This is a genomic window from Candidatus Glassbacteria bacterium, assembly GCA_019456185.1.
In the GTDB taxonomy this organism is placed as follows: domain Bacteria; phylum Gemmatimonadota; class Glassbacteria; order GWA2-58-10; family GWA2-58-10; genus JAJRTS01.
Map to the genome: position 1 here is coordinate 17,012 of VRUH01000033.1, position 26,096 is coordinate 43,107.

17 protein-coding genes are annotated in these 26,096 nt (G+C 60.9%); 9 read left to right on the top strand and 8 right to left on the bottom strand.

The genetic code is table 11. The features are described from left to right. Window positions 1-114 precede the first annotated feature (114 nt). Complete coding sequence (locus FVQ81_12045; protein MBW7997277.1) at window positions 115-2,448, top strand: tetratricopeptide repeat protein; 2,334 nt, start codon at window positions 115-117, stop codon at window positions 2,446-2,448. 24 nt (window positions 2,449-2,472) lie between these two features. Here the strand turns inward: FVQ81_12045 and FVQ81_12050 are convergent, their stop codons facing one another. After that, complete coding sequence (locus FVQ81_12050) at window positions 2,473-3,831, bottom strand: Gfo/Idh/MocA family oxidoreductase (protein ID MBW7997278.1); 1,359 nt, start codon at window positions 3,829-3,831, stop codon at window positions 2,473-2,475. 210 nt (window positions 3,832-4,041) lie between these two features. Between FVQ81_12050 and FVQ81_12055 the strand changes: the two genes are divergently transcribed. After that, a complete protein-coding gene (locus FVQ81_12055) occupies window positions 4,042-5,388 on the top strand; it encodes a Gfo/Idh/MocA family oxidoreductase (protein MBW7997279.1) in 1,347 nt (448 codons plus the stop codon). Window positions 5,389-5,466: 78 nt separating this feature from the next. Here the strand turns inward: FVQ81_12055 and FVQ81_12060 are convergent, their stop codons facing one another. The 3 genes from FVQ81_12060 to FVQ81_12070 all read right to left on the bottom strand — a co-directional run bounded on the left by FVQ81_12060 (window position 5,467) and on the right by FVQ81_12070 (window position 8,643). Beyond that, entirely contained in the window at window positions 5,467-5,904 is a 438-nt protein-coding gene (locus FVQ81_12060) for a hypothetical protein (GenBank protein ID MBW7997280.1), read from the bottom strand. Between the two features lie 150 nt (window positions 5,905-6,054). Further along, window positions 6,055-7,332 carry an N-acylglucosamine 2-epimerase gene (locus tag FVQ81_12065; GenBank protein ID MBW7997281.1) on the bottom strand — a complete coding sequence of 426 codons (1,278 nt, stop codon included), beginning with the start codon at window positions 7,330-7,332 and terminating at the stop codon, window positions 6,055-6,057. Between the two features lie 18 nt (window positions 7,333-7,350). Beyond that, window positions 7,351-8,643, bottom strand: coding sequence for a xylose isomerase (locus FVQ81_12070; protein MBW7997282.1), 1,293 nt, complete (start codon window positions 8,641-8,643; stop codon window positions 7,351-7,353). A gap of 242 nt (window positions 8,644-8,885) precedes the next feature. Here FVQ81_12070 and FVQ81_12075 point away from each other — a divergent pair, with 242 nt between their 5' ends. From FVQ81_12075 to fliG, 4 genes are all read left to right on the top strand, one after another. Beyond that, on the top strand, window positions 8,886-10,136 hold the full coding sequence (locus FVQ81_12075) for a divalent metal cation transporter (protein MBW7997283.1): 1,251 nt from the start codon (window positions 8,886-8,888) through the stop codon (window positions 10,134-10,136). A 79-nt stretch (window positions 10,137-10,215) separates the two neighbouring features. Beyond that, on the top strand, window positions 10,216-11,475 hold the full coding sequence (locus tag FVQ81_12080) for a methyltransferase (protein ID MBW7997284.1): 1,260 nt from the start codon (window positions 10,216-10,218) through the stop codon (window positions 11,473-11,475). 37 nt (window positions 11,476-11,512) lie between these two features. Then, window positions 11,513-12,871 (top strand): sugar porter family MFS transporter, encoded by a 1,359-nt coding sequence (locus FVQ81_12085; protein MBW7997285.1) that lies wholly within the window; start codon window positions 11,513-11,515, stop codon window positions 12,869-12,871. Between the two features lie 299 nt (window positions 12,872-13,170). Then, complete coding sequence (gene fliG / locus FVQ81_12090) at window positions 13,171-14,193, top strand: flagellar motor switch protein FliG (protein MBW7997286.1); 1,023 nt, start codon at window positions 13,171-13,173, stop codon at window positions 14,191-14,193. Between the two features lie 78 nt (window positions 14,194-14,271). Here the strand turns inward: fliG and FVQ81_12095 are convergent, their stop codons facing one another. The 4 genes from FVQ81_12095 to FVQ81_12110 all read right to left on the bottom strand — a co-directional run bounded on the left by FVQ81_12095 (window position 14,272) and on the right by FVQ81_12110 (window position 22,366). After that, on the bottom strand, window positions 14,272-17,535 hold the full coding sequence (locus FVQ81_12095; protein ID MBW7997287.1) for a DUF5107 domain-containing protein: 3,264 nt from the start codon (window positions 17,533-17,535) through the stop codon (window positions 14,272-14,274). A gap of 185 nt (window positions 17,536-17,720) precedes the next feature. Then, the gene (locus tag FVQ81_12100; protein MBW7997288.1) at window positions 17,721-19,415 is read right to left on the bottom strand and encodes a hypothetical protein; all 1,695 of its coding nucleotides are present in this window, start codon (window positions 19,413-19,415) and stop codon (window positions 17,721-17,723) included. A 32-nt stretch (window positions 19,416-19,447) separates the two neighbouring features. Continuing rightward, the gene (locus FVQ81_12105) at window positions 19,448-21,202 is read right to left on the bottom strand and encodes a hypothetical protein (GenBank protein ID MBW7997289.1); all 1,755 of its coding nucleotides are present in this window, start codon (window positions 21,200-21,202) and stop codon (window positions 19,448-19,450) included. Between the two features lie 231 nt (window positions 21,203-21,433). After that, window positions 21,434-22,366, bottom strand: a complete 933-nt coding sequence (locus FVQ81_12110) for a hypothetical protein (protein MBW7997290.1) — start codon at window positions 22,364-22,366, stop codon at window positions 21,434-21,436. Between the two features lie 295 nt (window positions 22,367-22,661). On the opposite strand from FVQ81_12110, the gene FVQ81_12115 reads away from it, so the two are divergent. From FVQ81_12115 to FVQ81_12125, 3 genes are all read left to right on the top strand, one after another. Then, window positions 22,662-23,696 (top strand): Gfo/Idh/MocA family oxidoreductase, encoded by a 1,035-nt coding sequence (locus FVQ81_12115; protein MBW7997291.1) that lies wholly within the window; start codon window positions 22,662-22,664, stop codon window positions 23,694-23,696. Between the two features lie 180 nt (window positions 23,697-23,876). Beyond that, window positions 23,877-25,421: a sulfatase-like hydrolase/transferase gene (locus tag FVQ81_12120; GenBank protein ID MBW7997292.1), complete on the top strand. Its 1,545-nt coding sequence runs from the start codon at window positions 23,877-23,879 to the stop codon at window positions 25,419-25,421. 291 nt (window positions 25,422-25,712) lie between these two features. Continuing rightward, on the top strand, window positions 25,713-26,096 hold a 384-nt coding region (locus FVQ81_12125; GenBank protein MBW7997293.1), incomplete at its 3' end, for a ribulokinase.

Genomic DNA, 26,096 nt, shown 5'->3' on the forward strand with positions numbered 1-26,096 from the left:
CTGCAAATACTTGCGCTCCGCAACCTGAAGATTGCGCTGGGATAGGTCTATAAGTAATATAAACATGGTTCTCATTTTATTCCAACAGAAAAAAATGTTTCGACAGCGGATCGAATGGCTAAATTGCGCAAAAAGAAGAACCGGGCGGGAGAGGCGCAAAAACCATCCGCGGCCAGAAAGCGGACAGCCGGAAAGTGGCTGGCCTCCAGGCTGCTGCTGGTTCTGGTTGGCCTGGCGCTGGCGGGATGTATCGAGCTGGTGGTCCGGGCGCTGCCCCTGGAGAATGTCTGGCGGCCCGTGGACGACCCGTTTGTGGGATTCAGCGAGGTCCATCCGCTGTTCATGCCGGGAGAAGTGCAGGATGGCCGCTCGATGATGGAAACGGCCGAGAATAAGCTGAGCTTGTTCAACCCCCAGCGCTTCCCGCGGCGCAAGGAGCCGGGGACATTCCGCATTTTCACGCTGGGCGGCTCCACCACTTACGGGCGGCCCTACGCCGACCAGACCTCGTTCGCGGGCTGGCTGCGCGTATTGCTGGAGAAGTCGGGCGAGGAAGAGCGCAACTACGAGGTGATCAACGCCGGCGGGGTGAGCTACGCCAGCTACCGGGTGGTAAAAGTGCTGGAAGAGCTGCTGGACTATGAGCCGGACCTGTTCGTGGTCTATACCGGTCACAACGAGTTCCTTGAGGCCCGCACCTACGAGAACTTCTACAGCGAACAGGGCAGTTTTACTTCCGGTCTGAAGCGGATGCTCCAGGGCCTGGAGACCTACCGTTTGCTCGATGGCTTTTATCGAAAGGTTAAAGGGGGTGGGCGCGACGAAGGCTCTGGCGCGAAGCCGAGAGGCGGGGCCACCACACTTACGGCGGAAGTGCAAACGCTTCTGGATCGTACCGCCGGGATGGACCTCTACCATCGCGACAGCACGTTCAGCCGCGGAGTGTTCGAGCATTTCGATTACAATATCGGCCGGATCAAGCAGCTCTGCATCAAGGCCGGGGTGCCCGTGCTGTTTCTGGAGCCGGTGGACAACCTGAAGGATTTCTCGCCGTTCAAGAGCGAGGAGAACATCCGGCTGGACATGAACAGCCGCAGACGCTTTAGCGCGGTGCTGGCAGAGGGTATGGGCCTGCTGTCCAACGGTCTCCTCGACCGAGGAATCACCCGTCTGCGCGAGGCAGTGGCCACGGACTCGCTCTACGCAGCAGGCCATTTTTATCTGGGCAGGGCGCTGCTGGAGGCTGAGGACACGGTTGAAGCGGCGGAGCGGTTTTTTTACGCCCGCGAGCTCGACGTCTGCCCGCTGCGCGCCCAGCAGCCGATCCACGAAATCCTGCTCAGGCATACCTCGGGAAGCGACAATTCCGACCTGATCCGCCTGCCGCTGATGTTCGCCGCGTTCTCTCCGGGCGGAATCGTGGGCGATGAGATGCTGATCGACCATATCCATCCTTATCCCGAGGGGCACCTGCGGATCGCGATGGAGATTCTGGGCTGGATGCGTGAGGAGGGATATGTCCCGGCTACTTTCCAGCCGTCGGACCAGGAGGTCGAGATCATCTTCCGCAACGTGACAAACTCCCTGCCCGAGGAATATTACCAAAAGGGCCTGCTCAACCTGACCAAGGTGCTGCTCTGGGCGAATAAATACCAGGAATCCCTGCACGTGCTGGAGTCGCAGTGGGAAGTCATGAAAGACGTGGCCCAGGCGCGCTATCTGGTTGGTTCGATCATGGAGCGCATGGGCGACACCCGGGCCGCCCTGGAACATCTTAGCAAGGCGCTGGAGCTGGAGAAGGACCACCTGATGGTGCTGGGCGTGCTGGCCCGGGTGTACACCAAGCTGGGCATGGCCGACAGTGCGATGGCGACCTACGACAAGTTGATGGGCTACTATCCCGACAACGCCGGTATACTCCTGGACTACGGGGTGATGCTCAGTTTTTCCGGTGAAAACGCCCGGGCGCTGCAGGTGTTCGAAAAGGCCCGGCGCCTGGCGCCGGAGATGGCGGTACTGGGTAACAATATTGGCCTGATCTACTATCTGGACGGCCATTACGAGCAGGCCCTGGAGGCGTTCAATCACGAGATTGAGATCAACCCCGCCGACCCCGAGGCCTATTACAACATCGGCACGCTTTACGCCCGCTCGGACAGCCAGGGGCAGGCGGAAAAATTCTATCTCGAGGCCCTGTCGCGCCAGCCCAAGCACGCGGGGGCCAGGCTGAACCTCGGTAATATCTACCAGCAGCAGGGCAATAACGCCGCCGCTGAGCAGCAGTTCCAGTTGGTGATTGCCGCAGACCCCACCCAACTCGGGGCCTATATCAACCTGGCCCGCCTGTACAATCAGGCCGGCCGCACTGCTGAGGCCGAAGCGGTGGTCAAAGCCGGCCTGGAGCGGTTCCCCGACGAGCAGCAGTTGATCCGGCTGATCCAGGACTGACTGTTCCTGATTGATTCTTTCCCGCTATACTTTCTCCGGCACCACGTACGGATACCTGTAGTTGCGGGTCAGGTAGCCGTCGGCCTGGGAGTCCCCGATAAAGCGCTCCGAGTGCGAATCGAACGAGAGTTCGCGGCCCAGGCGGTAGCTGATATTGGCCAGGTGGCAGAGCGAGCTGGAGAGGTGGCCCTCCAGGATATCCGCGCCGAGATCGGTGGATTTGCGACTGCGCACGGCGTCGATGAAGTTCCGGCGGTGCATGATCCGGCTGGAGGTGTGCGCTCCGGTTTCGGTGAATCCCTGTGGTCCGCCGATCCCCGCCTCTTCGCTGATCACCACGGCCTCCCTCGACGGGCCGGGTTCATCCCCTCGGCCCAGCCAGGTCTGGAACCCGTCGATATCCAGATTCATCCAGCCCTCGGTTCCGTAGAACAGGTTGCCGATTCTGGTTTCATGCTCGGCATTGGTGTACAGGCCCCGTACCTCGAACTGCAACTGCTTCCCGTCGTCCCAGGTGAATGTCGTGCTCTGGGTGTTGGGGGTCTCCTGATCGGAATCGAACGCCCAGTAGCCGCCGGAGCTGTAGACTTTCGAGGGCAGGGTGGTTTTGCCCAGGCCCCAGCGCGCTGTGTCGATTTCATGCACCCCCTGGTTGCCGATATCCCCGCAGCCGTAGTCCCAGAACCAGTGCCAGTTGTAGTGGAAGCGGTTTTCGCTGAACGGCCGCAGGGGCGCCGGTCCCAGCCAGAGGTCGTAGTGGACCCCGGCGGGCACCCTGGCATCCGGCTTCTTGCCGATACTTTCCCTGGGCTTGAAACACAATCCGCGCGACAGGAAAACGTCGCCGATCACGCCCTCGCGCAGCAGCTTCATCGCCTCGATCACGTGCGGGAAACTCCGCTGCTGGGTGCCGCTGGCCACGATCCGGCCGTACTTGCGCGCCGCGTTTACAGCCTGGCGGCCTTCCCAGATATTATGGCTCACCGGTTTTTCCACGTACACGTCCTTGCCGGCCTGGCAGGCCCAGATAGTCATCAGTGAGTGCCACTGTTCCGGGGTCGCGATCGAGACGGCGTCGATATCCTTGTCGTCCAGCACGCGCCGGAAGTCGTGCTCGAACCGGACGTCTCCCGCACCCAGACCGGCGGCGAACTCGGCCGACTGCTTGTAGAGGTTTTCGTCGACCTCGCAGATCGTCTTGATTCTGACGCCGTCGAACGCGTTGAAACAGCGCAGGTGGCTGGTGCCCTGGCCGCGGATACCCACCACGGCCATCGTGATCTCGTCGTTTCTGGAACTCCGGGCGCGTCCGGCGGCCCCTGAACTCAGTACGCCGGCTCCGGCTGCCGCCGCAGCCCGGCCGAGAAAGTCTCTGCGTTTCATCCTGTTACCCCCTTAAGCTGTGATTTGGGGAATTTAGCGGCTGACAAGCCTGAAAGCTCAATCGAGCGAATTCGGAATGAAAAAATATTGACAACCTATAATAAGTTTCGTTTAGTAGGGGGGAAAGTTTTTTGTGCCCACATCACCGCTCGCTATCCGGACTAAGTTGAGATATGCCGTTGTCGATACCACTCATTCCCGGGGGAGACCATGCAGAACGAACGGCGCGATTTGAGCAGACGTGAATTTATCGGCAGGAGCGCATCCGCGCTGGCTGCGGCGGGAGCGCTGAGCGCGGCGGCGGGAGTTGGCGCTATGGGTGCTGCCCCGGCCAAAAAGCGAGTGGCGCTGGTGGGAACCGGCAGCCGCGGCAGCGCCACCTGGGGTCAGAACCTGATCGAGGGCTACGGCGACTTGGTGGAGATGGTCGGCCTGTGCGATGTCAATATCAAGCGCGCCAGGTTCGCCCGGAGCATCATCCCCGGCAACGCGCCGGTGTTTACCGATTTCGACGAGATGGTGCGGACAACCAGGCCCGATGCCGTGATCGTGACCACGGTCGATGCGCTGCACGAGCGCTATGTCTGCCGCGCGATGGAGCTGGGCTGCGATGCGATCAGTGAAAAACCTCTCTGCACCGACGCCGAGCAGGCCCAGCGGATTATCGATACCCGCAAGCGCACCGGACGGCGGCTGGATGTCACCTTCAACGCCCGCTACGGCATGAGCACGATGAAGGCCAAGGAACTGCTGATGGAGGGCGCTATCGGGGAGATCTACTCGGCCGACTACGCCGAGTTCCTCGACCTCGACCACGGCGCCAGCTACTTCCGTCGCTGGCACGGGCTGAAACAGTGCAGCGGCACCCTGCTGTGCCATAAGGCGTCCCACCATTTCGATCAGCTCAACTGGTGGCTTGATGCGCGGCCGGTGGAGATCAGCGCTTTCGGAGACCTGAAGAAGTACGGCCGCAACGGCGAGTTCCGCCATGTCAACTGCCGGCGGTGCACGTTCAAAAACAAGTGTGAACTCTATTGGGATATCATGCAGAACAAGCGCTATGTCGATCTGTATGTCAACTGCGAGGACCAGGACGGCTATTTCCGCGACGCCTGCCTGTACCGCCGGGCGATCAACATCTACGACACGATGAGCGTGCAGATCCGCTACGACAGCGGGGCGATAGTCACTTACAGCCTTAACGCCACCAGCGCCACCGAGGGTCAGTATATCGTGTTCCACGGCAGCAAGGGACGCCTGGAGCTGCACAACTACGACCGCCGGAGCTGGGACGTGTCTCCGCGCAGCAACGTCAGGCTATGGCGTAATTTCAAAGATGCGGAGATCGTGAAGCTTGAGCGAAGAACGGTCAGCGGCGGCCACGGCGGAGCGGACACGCTGATCAAGGATAAGCTCTTCAAGCCCGGAACCGAGGACCAGCTTGCCCAGCGCGCCGGGCTGGAGGACGGGATCATGAGTTCGATCATCGGGATTGCCGCTTACACCAGTATCGAGCAGGGACGACCGGTGAGGGTGGACGAGCTGATTACACTGTGAGATATCTTTAGGCGCGGCACAAAAAAGCCCGGCCTGACCAAGGCCGGGCTTTTTGTCTTTCACGTGCGGTTGAAAAACTTAGGACTGCGTTCCGGTAAGCGTGAATGTCACCGACACATTCGTCCCGTTAACCTCCGCCTCGACCGAGATTGTGCCGGGTGCGTAGGTCGGTGTGAGGGTCACTTCGCAGTACCCGTCCGAATCCGTAACCGCGCTGGCAGCGGAAAAATCGGCGTAACCCTCCGTGACTTTAAAGTTGACCCTGACAGAAGACTGCTTGATCATCGAATCGTCGCTCACGTAGACCCGCAGCGGATTGGCCATCGGAGTGTCCAGCCTGCCGCTCTGGCTGTTGCCCGAGACGATTGAAATCCGGTAGGTGATTTTGGGGGTAAGAGGGTTGCCCTGGTTATTGTTACCGCGCTTTTCGCAGGCCGCGGAGGCGAGAGCGGCCGCGGCGATTGCCAAAGACACCAGAAGGGCAAAACTGGTTCGGAGATTGGGCAGAATATTCAACTTTCCTCCTCGCTAAGCAACTGAGGCGAACAGCCCCCACCGGTCTATCATGCAGGCCGGAGGTAACTGTGAAAACGTTATGACCGAATGAGAAATAATTGAGATGAAGCACTAGTAATTTACAGTTCCCGCACCCGCCTGTTCCCGATTTTAAGCTGAACTGTCTTCTGAAAGCAAGGTATTCAACCGGCGGCGGCACTCGATCATGCCGCGTACTGTATGGTAATTTATTTTCCAGCGGTGGCCCATATAATCCCAGATCACGTTGTTGTGCTCATCGAACAGGGGCAGCCACTCCCCGAGCGCATGATTGATCATCCGGTCGAACACGAAGCGGTGGACATTGTCGTAGCCTTCCAGGTAGCGCTGATCGCCGGTGATCTCGTAGCCGTCGAGCATCGCCACCATGGTCTCGGCCTGCTGCCAGAATTCCTTGTTGCGTTCCCTGGCAGCTCCAGCGTTGGGTCCCTCGCAGAACACCCCGCCGAGCTGCCGGTCTATCCCGAAGCGCAGGCAGTGGTCGTAAAGCCGCAGGATTTTCCGGCGATAGCCGCCGAGAACCTCTCCGAGCACTCCCAGGCTCCAGCGCAGCAGCCAGCCCAGTTCCACGTTGTGGCCGTAGGATGTGTTGTCCAGCGGGCGTCCGCTGCTGTCTTCCATGTCGCGGTCCGAGCCCCAGACATTGTCGAACAGGATCGCGCGCAGGGGATTGAAACTCCTGTCGAACTGGGCGATACCCGTGCCGTGCTCCGGGTGCAGCATCCGCTCGGTAAGCAGGCCGATCAGCTCGCGGGTACGCGTGGCGTGAACGGGGTCGCCGGCGGCGGCATACAGATTGGTGAACGCCTCCATCAGGTGCATGTGCACGTCCAGGCTCTTGCGGTCTCCGCCGCCGGGTCCGGGCGGCGAATGATCCCAGTTGCGCTCGAAAAATTCCCAGTAGCCGCCGTCTGTTTGATCGGCCGCCTTGTTTTGCAGCAGCTCAAAGGTTTCGACAGCCGCGGCCAGCCACCTGTCCTCGCCGGTGGCCATGGCCAGCTCGCTGAACGCGTAGACCACGAAAGAGTGGCCGTAGATTATTTTTCGCGGGTTAAGCGGGGTGCCGTCACGCTCGACAATCCAGTAATACCCGCCATGCTCACGGTCTGTGAAATGGTCCAGCACCCATTGCGCCCCCTCGGTCGCCCGGCGGAGAAACGAACCGTCGTGGTCCAGGCCCTCGCGGGCGATCAGGCTGAACGAGAAGACCAGCCGGCAGTTGGCCAGCAGGTTCTTGTCGGATTCGCCGGTGGGTTTTCCAGCCGGGTCGAAACAGGTGAGGAACCCGCCGTACTCCGGGTCATCGCCCCGCATGCGCCAGTATGGTAACAGCTCCTCTGTCAGGTGATGCTCGATTTCAGCGAGCCGGTCCCGCAGTTTGTCACGCATGGATAACTCCCCTCCAGTTCAGCCCATCGGCCTGCTTTCGAATTCGGCCACCACCTCGCGCGCAATCAGCCGGGACTCGTCGATCCCCCGGGCGCGGGCGCGGGTGATAATGTCCTCGATCCAGCCCCGATTTACATCGGGGCTGTGGTAGGCGGCCAGCAGCTCGGCCGGATCGATATTTTCCACCACGCCCCAGGCGACCTCGATTGCGTTGATTCCCTTGGCGATAGCCGCCTCGACAGGCATGCGCTCGGGGTTGATATCCAGGCCGCAGAACCCCCGGTAACCGTAGAGTTTCAGCACCCAGACCAGCGCCTCCAGTGATTCAGGCCCAACCACGCCGGGATTCAGGTCCTGGTCGAAATTGCCCAGCGGCTGGGCGTTCCAGTGGGTGTGGGCCAGACGGCCGTCGCGAAGAACGGCGCTGTAGCTGCCGGCCACCTCCTCGAAACCCATCCGCACGTGGCCGATCTCCGGGTTGAGGCCCACCAGGCAGTGACCGGCCTCGAGCAGCTTGCGGTTTTCGCTCGTTTTCAGCCGGGCTTCCACATTGCGTGCCATGATAATCCCGTCCGCCGTGTTGCGCCAGATATTGTTGATCGTCGGCTCGTAAGGCTTGGGCTCGATCGCCACCCGCACCCCCGGCACCTCGTCAATCGCCTCGGCAAGCGCCGCCTCGAACCGGTCCCACATGTCGTAGAAATCTGTTCCCAGCGGGTAGGTGTACCCGTCGATTCCCGGCCAGCAGATCGCCACCGCCGGGTGCCCCTGGTCCTCGGAGAGCTGCCTGACCAGTTTCAACTGCTCCACCGTGTGGGCGGCGTACTTGTCACGGACATCGCCCAACGGGCTGCTGGTGGTGCCGAACTGGGCGTCTTTCATCCTGAAATCGCCGCCGATCCCGGCGATCACGGCCACGGTTACCCCGCTGTCCTCGCGGAGCTTTTCGTAGAACTCCAGGGTTTCGAGCGAGATTTCCCACGGCTCGTGAGCCTCCACCGCCGCCAGTCCGTATTGCGCCATTTCCGCCGCCAGGTCGAGCCGCCGGCGCAGGCCCATCTCTTCCTTGTACGAGCCGTGGAACCTGCTGCTGTGTTCGCCGAAAAACCAGACTCCGGCCGAATAGCGAGGCCGCGGCGCGTTCAGCACCTGTTCGATCCTCTGCTGCGGGTCGAGACGGAGGGCCTGGTTGCGGATATCGCTCAGCGATGTTCCCTCCACAGTCTGGCCGGCGCTGTGGCGTACTTCCGGTCCGAACGGCTGGGCCAGGCCATAATTCTCGAACGGCGAGTATGCGATTTTTGCATCCATTGGTTCCTCCACGCCCCCGGCTTATGATACCGGGATCGGTGTCGTGGTGATTATGTGTTTTTGATATTTGTCCTGATTCAAAATAGCCTTTCCGGCCCGCTGGTTCAATAACCGGCCCGCCAGTCCGCGGCGAACAGCGCAATAAAACATTTGAGCGCCGCTGCCGGAGGTTTTAACTTAGGGTCTGACCAAACCTTTGCGATCCACCACGTCTGTGTGTCAATTCAACCCCAGAGCATGTATTGAGTGAATCCCGGCGTGGAATGCTTGGCAAGCTGGGCCTGGTTTTTGGCTACGTCGGCCCGGGCCTGTTCCTGATCGGCTACAATATCGGCACCGGCAGCGTGACCACCATGGCCTCGGCGGGCAGCCGCTACAGCATGAGCCTGTTCTGGCTGCTGGTGCTGAGCTGCGCGTTCACCTGGATCATGATCGTGGCCTACGGGAAGTTTACCGCGGTCAGCGGCCAGACCGCGATGTGGGCCTACCGCCAGCATCTGCCGCTGGGCTCCGCCCTGGCCGCGTACACCATTGTCGGGATGAGCCTCGGCGCGATGGCCGGGATCGCCGGAGTGATGGCGATTGTGGCGGACATGATCCACGAGTGGACAGCCGTCCTGTTCGGCTTTGGATTCAGCCGCCTGTGGACAGCGGTGGTGATATTGTCGATCTGCTACTTCCTGCTCTGGTTCGGCAAGTACCCCATGTTCGAGAAATTCCTGGTCGTGCTGGTGGTGGTGATGGGAGTGAGTTTTTCCCTCAGCCTGTTCATGGTGATCCCCGAGCCGGGAACCGTGCTGGCCGGGCTGGTGCCGGGAGTGCCGGACGAGGAGAACGCGTTCCTGATCATGTCTGCGATTGCCGGTACGACCAGCGGGGCGCTGCTGTTCGTGATGCGCAGCCTGCTGGTGGCTGAAAAGGGGTGGAGCGTTAAGGACCTGCGCCACAAGAATATCGACGCGGCGGTGAGCGTGGTGCTGATGCTCTTGATCTCCGGCGCGATTATGGCCTGCGCCGCCGGTACGCTCTACCGGATGGGTGTGCCGGTGGAGCGCGCGGTGGACATGGTCGCCACCCTGGAGCCGATCGCCGGACGGTTCGCGATGAGCGTATTCGTCACCGGGATTATCGGCGCGGGCGTGAGCAGCATCTTCCCCGTGGCGGTGGTGCTGCCCTGGCTGATCAGCGATTTCCGCAACACCTCGCGCGACCCCCGCAGCGCCATGTTCCGGGCCCTCGGCGGCTTCGCGCTTGCCTGCGGGCTGATCGTGCCGGTGTTCGGCGGCCGGCCGGTGTGGGTGATGATCGGGGCGACAGCGTTTCAGACCACGATGATGCCGATTGTTTCGCTGGCAATCCTGGTGCTGGTCAACCGTCGTGACCTGATGGGGCCGCACAAGGCCGGGTTCTGGCTCAACGCCGGGATCGGGGCCAACGTGGTGTTCAGCTTTGCAATCGCCTGGCTGGGAATCCGCGGTCTGCTGGGGATGTGAATTTTTTTGCCGTGGCGGGTATTATCATCTCGAATGGGCAGTAAGAGTTAGTTCGGCATTGAAGAAGGAGTAATCTGCGATGATGGACCGTCAGGACGTAATCACCGCGCTGGAGCACCGGGACACGGGCCGGGTTCCGGTCGATTTCGGAGCCTCGCCGGTTACCGGCATGCATGTAAGCTGTGTCGCGGACCTGCGCGAGCACTTCGGGCTGGAGCGGCGGCCGGTTAAGGCTGTGGAGCCGTACCAGATGCTGGGTGAGATCGAGGACGACTTGAAAGACGCGATCGGGATCGATTTCGAGGGAGTGGCGCCGCGCAAGACGATGTTCGGATTCCCCAACGTGGACTGGAAAGAGTGGCGGATGCCCGACGGCCAGGTGGTGCTGGTCTCAGGGCGGTTCAACACAACCACCGATGAGCGCGGCGACACGCTGATCTACCCCGAGGGAGACACAACTGCTCCCCCCAGCGGACGGATGCCTGCCGGCGGGTTCTTTTTCGACGCCATTATCCGCCAGCAGCCTTTCGAGGAAAGCGAACTCGACCCGGCTGACAACCTGGAGGAGTTCGGCCCTGTGGCGGTAGAGGACCTGGAGTATTTCGAGCGGGAAACCGCCCGCGCCCGCGCCACCGGACGGACCGTGGTGGCTAATTTCGGCGGCACGGCCCTGGGGGATATCGCGCTGGTGCCCGCCCCGTTCCTCAAGCATCCAAAGGGTATCCGCGACATCACCGAGTGGTATATCTCGCTGGCCGCCCGCAAGGAATATGTCAGTAGCATTTTCGAGGCACAGACCGGACTGGCGCTGGCCAACCTGGCGAAGGTCCACGCGCGGGTGGTGGATAAGGTGGATGTCGCTTTTATCTGCGGAACCGATTTCGGCACCCAGAGCGGCACGTTTGTCAGTCCCGATGATTTCCGCGAGCTGTATCTGCCCTGCTACCGGCGGATCAACGGCTGGGTCCACGAGAATACCAACTGGAAAACGTTCAAACATTCCTGCGGGGCGGTGGAAACATTCATGGAGCTGTTCGCCGAGGCCGGGTTCGATATTATCAACCCGGTGCAGGTATCCGCCGCCGGGATGGAGGCCGACAAGCTCAAAGAGCGGCACGGCGGCCGCCTGGTGTTCTGGGGCGGTGGGGTCGATACCCAGGCCGTGCTGCCGTTCGGCAAACCGGCCGAGGTCCGCGCCCAGGTACTGGAGAGGCTGGAGACGTTCAGCCCCGGAGGAGGGTATGTCTTCAACACGGTCCATAACGCCCAGGCGCGTACACCGGTGGAAAACCTGGTGGCGATGATCGAGGCGGTGAAGGAGTTCAACGGTGACAACTGATTCGCCGGGCAGCAGGCAAGGAGAGGAATCAGGCAGCCTGTCCTACGTGATCGGTCTCAGCGCGGTGGCCAGTATCGGCGGGCTGTTGTTCGGTTACGACACGGCGGTGATCAGCGGAGCTATCGGTTTGCTGCGCACCAAATTCGAGCTCGATAGTGCGATGACCGGCTGGGCGGCCTCCAGCGCCCTGGCCGGCTGCATGCTGGGCGTGGCCCTGGCCGGCCCGGTTAGCGACAGGCTCGGCCGCAAGAAAGCGCTGATCGGCGCGGCGGTGTTTTTCCTTGTTTCAGCGCTGGGAACCGCCCTGCCGCGTAATATCACCGAGTTCGTGATTTGCCGCATGCTGGGCGGCGTGGGCGTGGGCGCGGCGTCGATGGTCAGCCCGATGTATATCGCCGAGATCTCGCCGCCCCGTCTGCGCGGCCGGATGGTGTCGCTGAACCAGCTGGCGATAGTCAGCGGAATCCTGCTGGTCTATTTCGTCAATTACTTTATCGCCGCCGCCGGAGACGCAGCCTGGAACGTGGAGCAGGGCTGGCGCTGGATGTTCGGCTCGGAGGCGCTGCCGGCCGTCCTGCTGCTGACACTGCTGTTTTTCGTGCCGGAAAGCCCTCGCTGGCTGGTCAAGGAGGGACACAGGGAGAAAGCGAAGCGGATTCTGCTCAAAGCCTCGGGCCACGGGATCGCCGAAGCCGAGTTGCTGCGGATCGAAAACTCGCTGGGGACCCAAGAAGCAAGCCTGTCCGAGCTGTTCCGTCCCGGGATGCGCGTGGTGCTGGCTATCGGGATAGTCCTGGCCGTGCTGTCGCAGGTAACCGGGATAAATGTGATCATGTATTACGCTCCGGAGATTTTCAAGCAAGTCGGCTCAGGCTTGGATACCGCGCTGCTGCAGACCGTAGCGGTGGGGACAGTCAACCTGGCGTTCACTTTCGTGGCGATCTGGGCAATCGACAGGCTGGGCCGCAAGCCGCTGATGATTGTCGGGGCGGCGGGGATGGCGCTGGCGCAGGCGGGGATCGGGGTGGCGGTGTTTACAAATGCGAGCCCGTGGCTGCTGGTGGCGTTCGTGCTGGGCTATATCGCCTGTTTCGCCAGTTCGCTGGGGCCGGTGTGCTGGGTTGTGCTGGCGGAAATTTTCCCGACCCGGATCCGCGGCCGCGCGATGAGCCTGGCGATAATCAGCCTGTGGGGGGCGAACCTGGTGGTCAGCCAGACTTTCCCGATGCTGAACGAACATCCGTGGCTGGTGGAGCAATTTCGTCATTCGTTCCCGTTTTTGGTTTATGGATTGCTGTGCGTGGTCACTGTCGTATTCGTGCTGAAAGTTATCCCCGAGACTCGCGGCATGCCGCTGGAGGAGATCGAGAAAATGTGGCATGTGGAGCCTGTTTGAGCTACCGGAACGGCTGAAACGAGAAAAAATTGCCGCCCCGGGAGTGCCCTGATTCCGCCGGGGGCCATCGTTGGGTAAAGAAGACCGCGAATTTGCTGGATTTGGGTGGAAAAGGCCGAAAAAGGCAGATGCGCTGCAAGGCATGGGAATTGCTGTAACTAAGCCGCAAATAAAGATAATTGGCGACAACTTGATTTTTTCCGGCGTGTGATTTATGCTGAACCTAGCAGAAAGAATACTGACCTGAGCTGATTTACTCTGCCGGCCGGAGATATCGGCGGCGGAAAGGGGTCCGGCTGATGGCTGAAATCCAGTTCGACGAGCTAACCGGTCTGCAGAAAGCGGCTATCCTGGTGGTGTCGCTGGGAGTCGAGGCGTCCAGTTCGATTTTCAAGAACATGAACGAGCGGGATATCGAGAAGCTGTCGATCCAGGTGGCCAATATGGACGACATCCCCTCGGCGATCAGCGACCAGATCGTGGAAGAGTTCTACCAGATGGTGCTCGCCCAGGAGTATATCGCCCAGGGCGGAATGGAGTATGCGCGCAACGTGCTGGAACAGGCGCTGGGAGGCCCCAGGGCCGCGCAGATACTGGCCAAGGTGCAGAGCTCGCTGCACGTATCCGGTTTCAAGCTGCTGAAAAAAGTGGACCCCGCCCAGCTGATCAACTTCATCATGCACGAGCACCCGCAGACAGTGGCCGTGATCATGGCCCACCTTGACGCCCAGCAGGCGGCCTCAATCCTGGCCGAGTTGCCCGAGCAGCTTCAAAACGAGATAGTCTTCCGGATCGCCACGATGGGCAAAATCAGCCCGGAACTGCTTAACGACGTGGAAAAAGTACTGGAGAGCCAGTTGGAGAACGTGCTGGGCCAGGACCTGAGCCAGGCCGGCGGAGCATCCAGCGTGGCGGAAATCCTGAACCTGGCCGACCGGGCCACCGAGCGCAAGATTCTCGATAACCTGGTGCAGAAAGACCCGGAGCTGGCCACCGAGGTCAAGAACCTGATGTTCGTGTTCGACGATATCCTCCTTCTGGACGATAAGAGCATGCAGCGCGTGCTGAAGGAAGTGGACGTCAAGGACCTGAGCGTGGCGCTGAAGGGCACCAGCGAGGAGATGAAAGGCAAGTGCTTCAACAACGTCTCCGAGCGCGTGGCCCAGTTGATTCAGGAAGAGATGGATTTCATGGGTCCGGTCCGGCTGCGCGATGTCGAAGAGGTGCAGCAGCGGATCGTGGACATTGTCCGCTCGCTGGAGGAAGACGGCGAGATCGTTATCAGCGGCAAGGGCGGCGCCGAGGATACGCTGGTCGAGTAGCGGGCATGAAGATTAAAGATTCGGGGCAGGAAAAAAAGGCGGCTCAGGCGAGCCGCCCTTTTGTATTTCCGGACCATTTCACCAGCCGGCCGCCGGCGGAGCGAACGCCCGCAGTTCCACTTCCGGGTCCAGCTCGAACGCCAGCTCTCGCTCCCCGCTGGCCTCATCACCTCGGCCCAGTCCCTCAAGCGCCAGCGCTCGCTTGAAATGCAGCAGCGCCTGGCGTATATCACCACTGCCGGAGTTTTCAGCGTGCGAGGGCGGCCCACTCTCGGGGCGCTCCAGGCCGACATCCACGTCATCAAGCATCCGCTGGAATTTTGCCCGCGCACGATCGTGCTCTCCGAGTTCCTGGAGCGCCCGTCCCTGGTGATAAAGGTACGGGTCGCCGGGACGGGGTTTGTCTTCCAGAACGAGCTGGAAGATTTTTTTCGCCTCGCTTTCCCGCCCCAGCGCGGCCAGCGCGATACCGATCTTGTACCTCTTGCGTGCATGGATCGTGCGGGGCTGCTCCTTGGCTTCCAGGTTGTCCGGGTATTCCATCGCCTGCAAATAGTGCCCGTGCGCCTGCTCGTAGTCTCCCCGCTCGAAAGCCCGGTCGCCGAGCTTGATCCGGCACTGGACCCAGTGGCGGTGGATCCCGTAGCGCCCCTCCCAGCTGTGGAAGCGGTGGGTGGTCAGCACGGCCAGCGCATCATCATAGCGGTCCAACTGCATGTAAAGCGAAACCAGCCGTCCGCTGAGTGGATCGTTGCCGTTGACCGCCTCCGGGTGGCTCTCGAATAACCCGATCCTGTTTGCGGGCGGGATACCGAGGTCGTGCAGGACCATGTCAAGCTCCAGGATCGCCCTGGCTCCGTCCGGGCGGGCATCGATCGCGGCCTCGTAGGCGGCGCGGGCCTGTTCGAGCCGTCCCAGGCTCATCAGGGCGTACCCGAGGTTGCGCTGGGCTACCTCGTTGCCCGGTTCGATTTCGGTCGCCCGGCGGAGATAATCCACCGCCTGTTCACTGCGATGGTGGGCCAGGCAAAGCGTGCCGAGGTAAAACAGCGCCCGGCTGTCTCGGGGATCGTGCTCCAATGCGTTTTCGAGCACGGCGTAGCTTTCAAGCCGGTTGGGAAAGCAGCGATAATAAGAGGCTTGTCGCGTCTTCAGTTGCCAACTCGCGGCGACATCGTTTTCCCCGAGCAGGCGGTTGCAGTAGGACAGGTAATAGAGGATCAGCGGCAGGTCGTTCTGACGGGTATCGGGGTTCAGTCCCCTTTCGACCGCCAGTTCCAGGACAGCCGCGGCATCGCGCCACTGGCCGCAGCGGATATAGCGGACAGCCAGCTCAAGGTGGTTGTTGCCGTCGAGGCGCGTGATCGCCAGCAGGCTGTCGCGGGCGGCGGACGCCTCGACGGCGCGGCCCGACTCGATCAGGGCAACTTCCCGTTCGGCCGCCGAAAGCAGGTCGAGCCGGTCGGTGCGCTGGACCGAGTCGCAGACAGCGAGGGCGTCATCATGGCGGCCCAGACGGTTGAGCACCAGTGCTTTAACCGCAAGAGCGCCCATGTTGTCGGCGTTGGCCCGCAGGGAGCGTTCAATATGCTCGAGCGCTTTGGCATAGCGCTTCAACGCGCCGCTCAGTTGGGCCAGTTCGAAATGTGCGGCGGCGTACCAGCCGGCATCGTAGGCGGCGATATTCAACTGCCGCTCGGCCTGTTTGGAATCACCCAGTTTGAGATGACAGAGGCCGGAGTAATAGCGGGCCTCTGCAAATTCGCGGTCGCGCTTCAGGGCGGTGCGGAAATACTCGAGAGCTTTCTCGTAGAGCCCCTGCTTGAAATGCACCAAGCCCACGGCGGTATTGCAGCGAGTATCACCGGGATCGCGACTGAGCGCTTCGTTCCAGTACTCCAGCGCGAGGGCGCGTTCGCGGAAGCGCTCCAGGTGGTCGCCGATCAGGAACAGGCTGTCGGAACTGGCGATTTCCATCGGTGCGGGGAACGGAGGAGCAGGCTCCGGCAGTGGCGGGTTTTCCGGACGGGGATGGCTGAAGGCAAGCAGGGTGTCGCCGGAGGCGGAATAGAATGCCAGGTGGAGATCGTATAAATCCAGGTCATCAGGTGCTTCAACTCGCCGCCTGAACGGGTTGCCCGGATCGGTATCGATTGATTCGCGGAGCAGTTCCCTGCCGCGGTAAGTTAAGACCGCTTTCGCGTTCTGATTGGCAGTGGTCGGGCACCAGCCGCTGAATATTTTACCGTTCTCGACCCGTAGCGCCAGGGACCCCTCGAGATTGGCGAAATGCCACTTACCGATGTCGCGGACCGGGAACCAGAAATGGCTGAAGACTTTAGTTTCGCCGGGGCGGATCCAATGGTAATCCGGCTGGTTGTCGCTGTAGGCTCCGGCCTGGGGCTCCACCAGCGGGGCGTCGTTGTCGGTAAGGACTACCTCCCACAGCCGTCCGGCCGGCGAGGTCCCGCAGAACCAGAGTTTCTTGCCGCGCATGACATGGTGATCGGCCACGTGGACAATCCCGCCGTTTTCCTCCGGACTCCAGGTCCCGAAATAATCCGCCTCGCTCTCGAAAGCGAAGTAGCTGGTGCCGCCGGGAGCGTTTTTCCACATCCGCAGGTCTTTACCGTCTTGGAGCGGCCAGTGGAAAAACCTGTGCTTGCCGTGACCGGTGGCGATCTCGCCGGGGATGACAGCCGTGAATTCCGGTGTGCCGCGCACGCCGCAGTCGGCCCAGTAAAGGAAAGCGTGAGGCACCGGCGTGCAGTTTGTCAGCCGGACCCTGGTCTCCACCCAGTTACGGTCTGGATGGACCGTGTTGCCGACCGCCCAGCGCATGCCGTATACCCGCTCGATCTCGCCGGTCCAGATTGTCTTGCTCCCGTCGGGGTTGTGCTCGATCCGCCAGTCTGCGGGACGGAATCCCGAAATCCGGTGGCCATCGGGAAAGTTCCACTCCACTCCGCCGGAAATCCACGCCCCGGCCATCCCCACCAGCGCGGGTTTGATACTGCGCTGGTCCTGCATGAACTGGTAGCCGTTGGTCAGATCCTGCGCCCCGTGGACCCGTCCGCCGATTTCGGGCAGCACCATCACCCGAACCCATTCATTCTCGGCGTAGAGGGCGTGCCAGGCTCGAGGGGCGCGGTCATCGCTCAGGCTGTCCTGCATCGTGTAGGGATAAATCTGGCCGAACCGGACCCGCCAGCGGGGCATGATTTCCGGCTCGCCGATCCGGTAGCTTGGCAGGATAACCGAGTCCTGGTAGACTCGGACCTCGGCGAAAGCTATCGAAACCAGCAGCAGAATTCCAATTAACGGACCGAACGTGAATTTCATCCTGTAGAGTGTCTCCTGATCGAGAGGTGCGTGGGCGGTAAGTCAGCTTTTTGGTGAGAGCGACCCGCAAGCCGGCCGGCGCGCGCATAGAATATGCGCACTGCGTCGCGGGATCGCGATCCCGCGACGCAGTCGGTGCTCTGCACCGGCGCCGGCCGCCCGGCAGCGGCCTCGAATTTTTTCGTTTACTCGTTCCGGCTCACCAGATCGCCGAAATCATCCAGCAGATTGTATTTATTGAGCCAGGTTGTATAGATAATTCCCTCGGCGTCGGGGGTAGAGTCCAGAGCCTCCAGCCAGCCTTTGGGGTTCTCCAGGTTGTCGGCGTCGTAGTAAGCGGCACCAAGCGTGCGATAGCTTTTGCTGCTGAAAAAGTCGAGTGAACTCCTGCGTTTCTCATACCACCAGCAGGCTACGTGCAGGTCTTTGGGGATATAGTTCCACGAGCCACCGTAGTTCCCGTCGACATAGTAATAATATGGACGTTCGTCGCGGGCGTTGTGGTTGGGGTCGATCATATCGCTCCAGATAAATATTTCCGCATCGGGGTTCGCCCAGCGCAGGATATTCGTCTGGCGGGTGATACAGTCGCCGACCATCTGGCCCATGGTCATTCCGCGCGCGCGGCAGGTCTCGCATGAACCGCCGTTGCGGATTTCGTCCATGTCGAGGAAATACTTGCGGCAGTGGAGGATACTCTGGATCCGCAGGGCGTTTTCACGCCAGATATCGTAGACCTCGGGCTCGCTCATGCAGAGAGTCACCTGGCTGCGGTAGGTGTAGGTTCCGTGGTAGAAACTCACGCGGAGCCGCGATCCCGGTTTGATTCTGCCGCCGGGCAGAAGTTCGATATCAGGGCCGCGGTGATCGAAGCGGAAGTCGAGAATACTGTCGGCCACCGGAGCGAAATCCCGGCCTTCCTCGTAGAGTTCATCGGTCGCCTCGTTACGCACAACCAGCGGAGTACCGGGCCGGCGAAGGAGATTTACCATCCCGGCTTCCTCGATACTCAGGTCATCGACCCAGAACTTTCCTTTGGTGCCCCGGCGGGCCTCGATACTGATTTTTACCCGGTCGTATTCGCGGCTGTTGAATCCCTCGACAACCTGCTGCCAGCCCTCGCCGCCCGGTGTGCTGAGACGGATCCATTCCAGCGGGCGGCCGTCGGGGGCGGTGGCCTGAAGGTTGATCCTGCTGGAGCCGAACGGATTATCCTCGCCGGTGTCCTCGGCCATGATCCACATGCTCAGCCTGTACAGGCGGTGCGGGGATACCTCGATCTCCGTACTCACCGAGGCGCCCGTACTGTCCATGTTCTGAAACCTCAGACTCGATGCGCCGGAGTGCTTTTTCTCGGTATCCCGGAATACGGTGCTGCCGAATACCTCGTCCGGCCCGAAATTTTTTGCCGCGTTCGCCTCGGATTGCTCGAATCCCCCGTTTGACAGTTCAACCGGCGGATCGGCCGCCAGCCCGGCCCGGTTTCGTCCCGCTATGTACAGCGCATCTATCACAGGAGTTCCGGCGGCCAAGTTTTTGTTGTGCGCCAGCACCGAGCCGCCGTAGCCGACCGAAAAGATCACGGGGATAATTTCCACGCCCGTATCGCGGCCGATCTGGCGGACATCGAACAGCCGGTTGATATAGCCGATATCCGCCAGATCAAGCCTGTCCAGCCCGGCGGCAAGCAGGATGCCGTTCAGCCCGTGGGCGGCGCAGGTATCGGCTATCTCGCGGATATCCTCCACGTGAGAGTCCTCGCTGAGGCTGCGCGAAACATAAACCCAGCGGTAAGGATAATTTTTCCGTGCTCTCGGCGATCCGGGTACGGAGCAGGCGGCCAGCGCCGAGAGCAGAACCAGCGCAATTAATCTGTTCATCAGACAACTCCTGTCTCAGGCAGCTTGGATAATCATTCCAGCGGCGGGGCCTTGGCCACGTGGCCGCTCACAAGGTCGCCGAATTCGTCGAGCAGCTCGTACTTGTTCTGCCAGCTGGTGTACATGACCCCCAGCGCCCCCGGAGTCTGGTCCAGGCTGACGAGCCAGTTTTTGGGATTTTCCAGATCGTCGGCGTCGTAGTAGCTTGCTCCGAGCGTACGGAAACCGAGACCCGAGAAATGAGCCAGGCTCTCGTTGCGCATCCTGTGCCACCAGCAGGCGATAATCAGATCTTCGGGGATAAAATTCCACGACCCGTCGAACAGGCTTGAGTTCAGGTAATAGAATTCACCGCTCCTGCTGCCGGCGTTGTGGTTGGGGTCGAGCTGGTCGCTCCAGACAAACACTTCGGCCCCGGGCGAGGCTTGCTGGATGATCTCGTACTGACGGGCCACGCAGCGGCCGAATATCTCGCCCATGTTGGTGTTACGCGCGGCGCAGGCGGCGCAGGTGCCGCCGGAACGGACCTCGTCCATGCTCAGGAACCAGCGTCTGGGATTCAGATGCTTGACCAGCAGGGCGGCCTCGCGGCGCCAGATATCGTAGGTTTCAGGCTCGCTCATGCATGCCGAGACCTGGCGGCGGTTGACACTGGCTCCATAATACCAGCTTACTCGCAACTCGGCGCCGTCCCTGATTCGGCCTCCGGGCAGGATTTCGATCCGGGGGGCTTCGTGGTCCCAGGCATAATTAAGCTGCGGGTCGGTCAATTCGGCGAAATCTGTCCCCTCGCTGTATTCGGTGCCATCGGTTGCATCCACTACTTTCAGCGGAGTACCTGGGCGGCGGAGGATATTGATCGGACCCATCTCCTCTATTTTCAGTCCATCGAGCCAGATCGCACCCTTACCCTCCCTGCCGCCCACCGCGCGCGGGGAGATTTCGACCTCCTCATAGCCCCAACTGTTGAACCCGAGCTGCACCAGTTGCCAGCCGTCGGTTGTGGGAGGAAGCACCGGATCCAGGAATTGCAGCCTGCGGTTGTCGGAAGTGGCGAGCACTTCCAGGCGGAAGCGGCTGGAACTGAACGGACCGTAGGCGTCAAGGCCCTCGGTTTTGACCCAGCACGATACCCTGTAGCAGCGGTAGGGAGCCACGGCTATCACCTGTCCCAGTCGCCCCGCTTCTGCCGGTTGTCCGGCGAAATCCGAGAACCTCAGTGACGAGCCGCCCTCTTTAACCGTCTCGGTGTCCCGCTTGGCCACCGCGCCCCATTGTTCGGGTTTGGAGAATCCAGCGGCCCGCTCGCCGTCCCATTGCTCGAATCCGCCGTTTACAATTTCTGCCGCCGGATCGGCTATCAGTTCAGCCACCCTTTTGCGGACCTGAAACAGCGCATCCCTGACCGGCAGTCCGGCGCCGAGGTTGTTGTTGTGGGCCAGCACGGAACTGCCGTATCCGGCGGACCAGAGGATCGGGATAATCTCGATTCCATTTTCGGCGCAGATCTGCTTGACCTGTTCCAGGCGCTGGAAGTAATCGTCAGGCTGCACTTCCAGCCGGTCGAATCCGGCCGAGAGCAGGATCCCGTTCAGGCCGTGTTCGCCCGCGGTAGTGACAATCCGGCGAAGGTCCTCGACATCGCTGTCGCTGTGCAGTCCCCGGGAGGCATATACCCAGCGCTGGGAGTAGGCATCCCCGTCACTGCCGCCGGAGCACGAGCAAAGGGGAAGCGTAAGCGTAACCGCAATACAGAGAGTGTAGACTGCGACAGTAGAAATTTTCATCGACTGTACCTCCTCCGGACAGGAGTGGACCGGGCAACCGGGTGCGGACTGCAGCGGCTGTAGGAATTTTTTTCGGTGTGTTGTCTACGAGTGGAGTTCGGGAGCAACCGCCCTTGAACTTATTTAATCGACAGGACTCCGGCAGTCAACAACTACGCCAAAACACAGGCTTCTGCAAAAAAAGCGCGGCTCCGTCGGAGCCGCGCCTTCCCGGTATCCGTTTGTCAGACGTTATTCGGCGGTCACCGTAACGGTTGCCGAGGGCAGGCTGCCGGTGGCGACAACTTCAAACTGATAGGTCTGGTGATCGGCGGCATCGGGGGGGACATTCGCCTGCAGCAGCACGAACGGCGAGGGGGCAGCCGGGGCGGGATCGGGGAAGAGTTCCATGGTGATCAGCGCTGTCTGGCCGCGTAGATCGAGGGGGAAAGTGACACCGTCGGGAGCGTTGTTCAGGAAATCCTCGCCGGGAAACGAGGGTGCCGTCTGAGAGCCGCTGTAGTTGGCTGAGTCATCCCGGGCCGTAGGGGAGGAAAAAGTTCCGGTGGAAATGTACGTACCGCCAACGTTGACCCAGCCCTGGTATTTCCAGCCCGCCAGGCTGATATCGGTAAGGGTAAGTCCCGAGACGGCGACCCCGCTCGAATTATCCAGGAACCAGATCCCGCTGAATTCATCGCTGTCGGTGCCATCGGTCGGAGTTGCCAGGATATACTTGCCGCTGATCCCACTGAAATCTTCTCCCAGCCCCGCGCCGTGACCGACACTGATCGTGGTGCTGCCGCCGCTGACAGCTCCGCCCAGGAACAGAGCTGTCGGCCCGGTGGTGCTCCCGTCGTCCGGTTCGACCGTAACCCCGATTCCATCGATATCTTCCAGCGGCAGGTTCGCCGAAAAAGAGTTGCCCGCGACCTGTGCTCCGCTGGTATCCACCATTTGTCCGGCAGGGTTGATATCGAACACGCCTAGCGGGTAGCCGAACTGGCCGATCAGCGCCCAGGCCTTGTAGTGTGCGCTGTCCAGCGGACTGAAGTTATTGAGGCTGAAGGTGAATTTCGTGCTTTCCACGGGGGCTGTCGTGCCGCCGCCATCATCACCGCCACATCCGGCCACTCCGGTAATCGTAATCAAAATTGACAGAATCAGTAACTTGATCCGGGGCATTTCCCACTCCTCTTTTCTCAGATTAACCTGCTCTGTAGCCCGCCAGCAATTTCCCGGACCGCGTCCTCCTTGAACAGCTTGTTCATGGACTCGCTGTTGCTGCCGGAACCCTGCGGTGACCGTACCTTGTTGTCTGATTTTGTACCCGCGGGTATCCCGCCGGTTCCTTCGATTCCCTCCCTTTGAACCCGGATCGAAAAGGGTTGGAATCGAAGCGTGGTCCGTTTATTATGATGGTAAGATAAACAATCCTGCCGTTAGTAGCCGAAAATTCACAGAAGACGCGGAGGTCGATATGGGCCGCTACAGAGTAGGCATTGTCGGATTCGGCTGGGTTGCAGGGGCCCACCTGCAGTCATATATGGACCTGGAGCAGTTCGAGCCGGTGGCCGTGATGAGCCGCCGCGAACTGGCCCCGGAGATGTTCAGCAAGAAGTACGGGGCGGATATCAAGGTCTACAACGATTACGACAAGTTCCTGGCCGACAGCGATATCGACATCGTCGATATCTGCACGCCCCATCCGTTTCATCCAGGGCAGACAATCAAGGCGGCCGGGGCGGGCAAGGACCTGGTGATCGAAAAGCCGATCGCCATCGATTTCGAGAGCGCGGTCGCCATGCTGGACGCTGTCGAAAAGGCCGGGGTCAGGACGTCGGTCTGTTTCGAGGCCCGGTTTGTCTCGGTGGCCCGCGCGATGAAGTCGATTATCGACCAGGGGCTGATCGGTGAGGTGTACTACGCCGAGTGCGACTATTTCCACGGCATCGGACCGTGGTACGGCCAGTTCGCCTGGAATATCAAGAAGGACATTGGCGGCAGCAGCCTGCTCACCGCCGGCTGCCACTCGATGGACATGATGCTCTACCTGCTGGGCCTGAAAGCCGAGGAAGTCTTCAGTTATTCGACATCCAACCCCCACGAAGCATACGCGCCGTACGAATATGACACCACCAGTCTGACCACGGTCAAGTTCGAGGGCGGCAAGGTGCTGGGCAAGGTCAGCTCGATCACCGACTGCATGCAGCCCTATGTGTTCAACATGAACATGGTGGGCAGCCACGGTTCGTTGAAAAACGACCTGTTCCACAGCAAGAAGATCGACGGGATGGAAGGCTGGGCCAAGATGGACGTGCAGCTTGTCGACAGCGGCGACGTGGCCCATCACCCCTACCGCGAACAGTTCAGCTACTATGCCGATTGCCTGGATAAGGGCATCGACGGGCACAACAGCCTGGCCAGCGCGTTCGAAACGCACAGGGTTGTGTTCGCGGCCGATAAGTCCGCCGCCACCGGCAAGCCGGTTTCGCTCAAGGAGTTCAGCCGCTGAAAAAAACGCGCGGCTTGAGTGCGAAAGTGTTGTCATGCAGGCCGATGGCGTTTAACTTCAAATGATTGGGGGCAGCCGGTGATACAATTGCCCGCAGTCAGCCGTTTGAAATATTGCCCCAGCGAATATTCCCGCCGGTTACAATACTGCCAACCACTCGAGCCGGGGAGCCGGTAGCATATGTCCAGTAATCTGTTCGGTAAGCAGACTATTTCCAGAAGAAGTTTCCTCGCGGCGGCCGGAACAGTCCCGCTGGCGGCCGCCCTGGCCGGGGCCAGGCTGGCAACCAATCCAGGCGAGCAGCCCAATATCCTGATCATCCTCACCGATCAGCTCGCCCAGAAAGCGGTGGGCGCCTACGGCAACCGTCACGTGGAAACGCCCAATATCGACGAGCTGGCCAGGGGCGGAGTGCGATTCAGCAAATCGTACACCAACTGCCCGCTCTGCCAGCCGGCCCGGGCAGCGATGTGGACCGGTCGCCTGCCGCACACCACCGGAGTCAACTCCAACGGGATGAACTACCCCGTTCCCACTGTCTCCCCGCGCACTCCCACCATGGGAGAAGTGTTCAGCGAGGCGGGGTACGAGGCGGTCCATTTCGGCAAGCAGCACGATGCCGGCAGCTTGCGCGGGTTCACGCTGATCAAGCCCGAGGAGGAGGAGCATCTCGAGTCCCACCCTGCCTGGCCGGTGGACTATGACTCGCGGCGCGACGTGCCCACCACCAGGCAGGTTGTCGACTACCTCGAACAGGAGCACACCCGGCCGTTCCTGGCCGTGGCCTCCCTGAACAACCCGCACGATATCTGCAACTGGATCGGCTCGTTCGAGGGCGAGCACGAGGATATCGCTCCGCCCGGGGGTGAACTTCCCCCGCTGCCGGACAATTTCAAGATCAAGGACCTCGAAAACCGTCCCCGGCCGATCCAGTACATCTGCTGCAGCCACCGCCGCCTGCGGATGGCCTCCAGCTGGAGCGAGGAAAACTACCGCCACTACCTGGCCGCCTACTATCACTACACGAAAATGGTCGACATGCAGGTCGGACAGATAATCGAGGCGCTGAAGGCTTCGCCGGAGGGCAGGAATACCCTGGTCGTGTTCCTCAGCGATCACGGGGATGGAATGGGCGCGCACCGGATGGTGACCAAGCAGGTGAGTTTTTACGAGGAAATGACCCGGATACCGATGATATTCGCCGGGCCGGGAATCGCCGGACCCGGAAAACTGCTGAACGAGCCGCTGGTCAGCCTGATCGACCTGTTCCCGACTCTCTGCGAGCTGGCAAGCATAAAGGCCCCCTCGCGCCTGCCCGGTATCAGCATGGCCGGGTGGCTGCATGGCGACAACCGGGCCGGAAACCACGAGTACGTAGTCAGCGAGTGGGAGACCGAGTGGGGTTATACGGTGAGTCCGGGCAGGATGCTGCGTACGGAGAGATACAAATATACGTGTTACCTGGAGGGAGCCGGCGAGGAACTCTACGACCTCGAAAAAGACCCAGGCGAAACCCGTAACCTCACCACCGACAGAGGTTACCGCGACGAACTCGAAGAGCACCGTCGCCTGCTGAAGGAGCACACAACCGCCGTGCGCGATCCGTTTTTCGGCCAGGGAGTCCGAGTCGATAAACGCTGGCGCAGCCATAAGCTGGGTTACCAGTACCACGAAGGTCCCTCGGCGCCCGAGGCCGCCTGGGCCGAGGAAGAACAGCAGAAATAACTTGTCACCTGTATCCGGCTGACAGCGCCCGGGGTGAAAGTAGCGAGGGCGCTCCTACAGTTTTTCAAAACCGACCAGACCGCGCACGAGTGGTTTTTGGAAATGTAATGCCGGTATATGCAGATGCCTTATCGCTCTGCCTCCACTGCGAACTCCCGCGCGGAATGCCGCTTCGTGCTCCGCCGCCGGAAGGACAAACTCTTTGCCCCTGCCGTTTCCGCAAGTTAATATTGCACTATCTTTAAATAACAAAATCTCAAGACAGCTCTACCGGCGCAGGAGATACTGGTTATGGAAAAATCCTACGTGCTGGGCGTGGATTTCGGGACAGACTCCGTGCGCGCGTTGATTGTAAATGCTGCCGATGGAGCCGAGTTGGGAACGGCGGTGGCCGAGTTCCCCCGCTGGAGACAGGGCCGTTTCTGCGACCCCTCGGCCAACCGGTTCCGCCAGCACCCCCTGGATCACTTGGAAGCGCTGGAAAATGCAGTCAAACTTGCACTGGAAAAGTGCCCGCCCGGCAGCGCTGAACTGGTAAAAGGGATCGGAGTCGACACCACCGGTTCCTCGCCGGGGCCGGTGGACTCCGACGGGGTCGCGCTGGGGCTGCACCCGGAGTTCGCGGATGACCCGGACGCGCTGTTCGTACTCTGGAAAGACCATACCGCGGTGGGC

Coding starts and splice junctions, on each gene's coding strand:
- FVQ81_12045 (MBW7997277.1), top strand. CDS start 115: ATGGCTAAATTGCGCAAAAAGAAGAACCGGGCGGGAGAGGCGCAAAAA.
- FVQ81_12050 (MBW7997278.1), bottom strand. CDS start 3,831: ATGAAACGCAGAGACTTTCTCGGCCGGGCTGCGGCGGCAGCCGGAGCC.
- FVQ81_12055 (MBW7997279.1), top strand. CDS start 4,042: ATGCAGAACGAACGGCGCGATTTGAGCAGACGTGAATTTATCGGCAGG.
- FVQ81_12065 (MBW7997281.1), bottom strand. CDS start 7,332: ATGCGTGACAAACTGCGGGACCGGCTCGCTGAAATCGAGCATCACCTG.
- FVQ81_12070 (MBW7997282.1), bottom strand. CDS start 8,643: ATGGATGCAAAAATCGCATACTCGCCGTTCGAGAATTATGGCCTGGCC.
- FVQ81_12080 (MBW7997284.1), top strand. CDS start 10,216: ATGATGGACCGTCAGGACGTAATCACCGCGCTGGAGCACCGGGACACG.
- fliG (MBW7997286.1), top strand. CDS start 13,171: ATGGCTGAAATCCAGTTCGACGAGCTAACCGGTCTGCAGAAAGCGGCT.
- FVQ81_12095 (MBW7997287.1), bottom strand. CDS start 17,535: ATGAAATTCACGTTCGGTCCGTTAATTGGAATTCTGCTGCTGGTTTCG.
- FVQ81_12100 (MBW7997288.1), bottom strand. CDS start 19,415: ATGAACAGATTAATTGCGCTGGTTCTGCTCTCGGCGCTGGCCGCCTGC.
- FVQ81_12105 (MBW7997289.1), bottom strand. CDS start 21,202: ATGAAAATTTCTACTGTCGCAGTCTACACTCTCTGTATTGCGGTTACG.
- FVQ81_12110 (MBW7997290.1), bottom strand. CDS start 22,366: ATGCCCCGGATCAAGTTACTGATTCTGTCAATTTTGATTACGATTACC.
- FVQ81_12115 (MBW7997291.1), top strand. CDS start 22,662: ATGGGCCGCTACAGAGTAGGCATTGTCGGATTCGGCTGGGTTGCAGGG.
- FVQ81_12120 (MBW7997292.1), top strand. CDS start 23,877: ATGTCCAGTAATCTGTTCGGTAAGCAGACTATTTCCAGAAGAAGTTTC.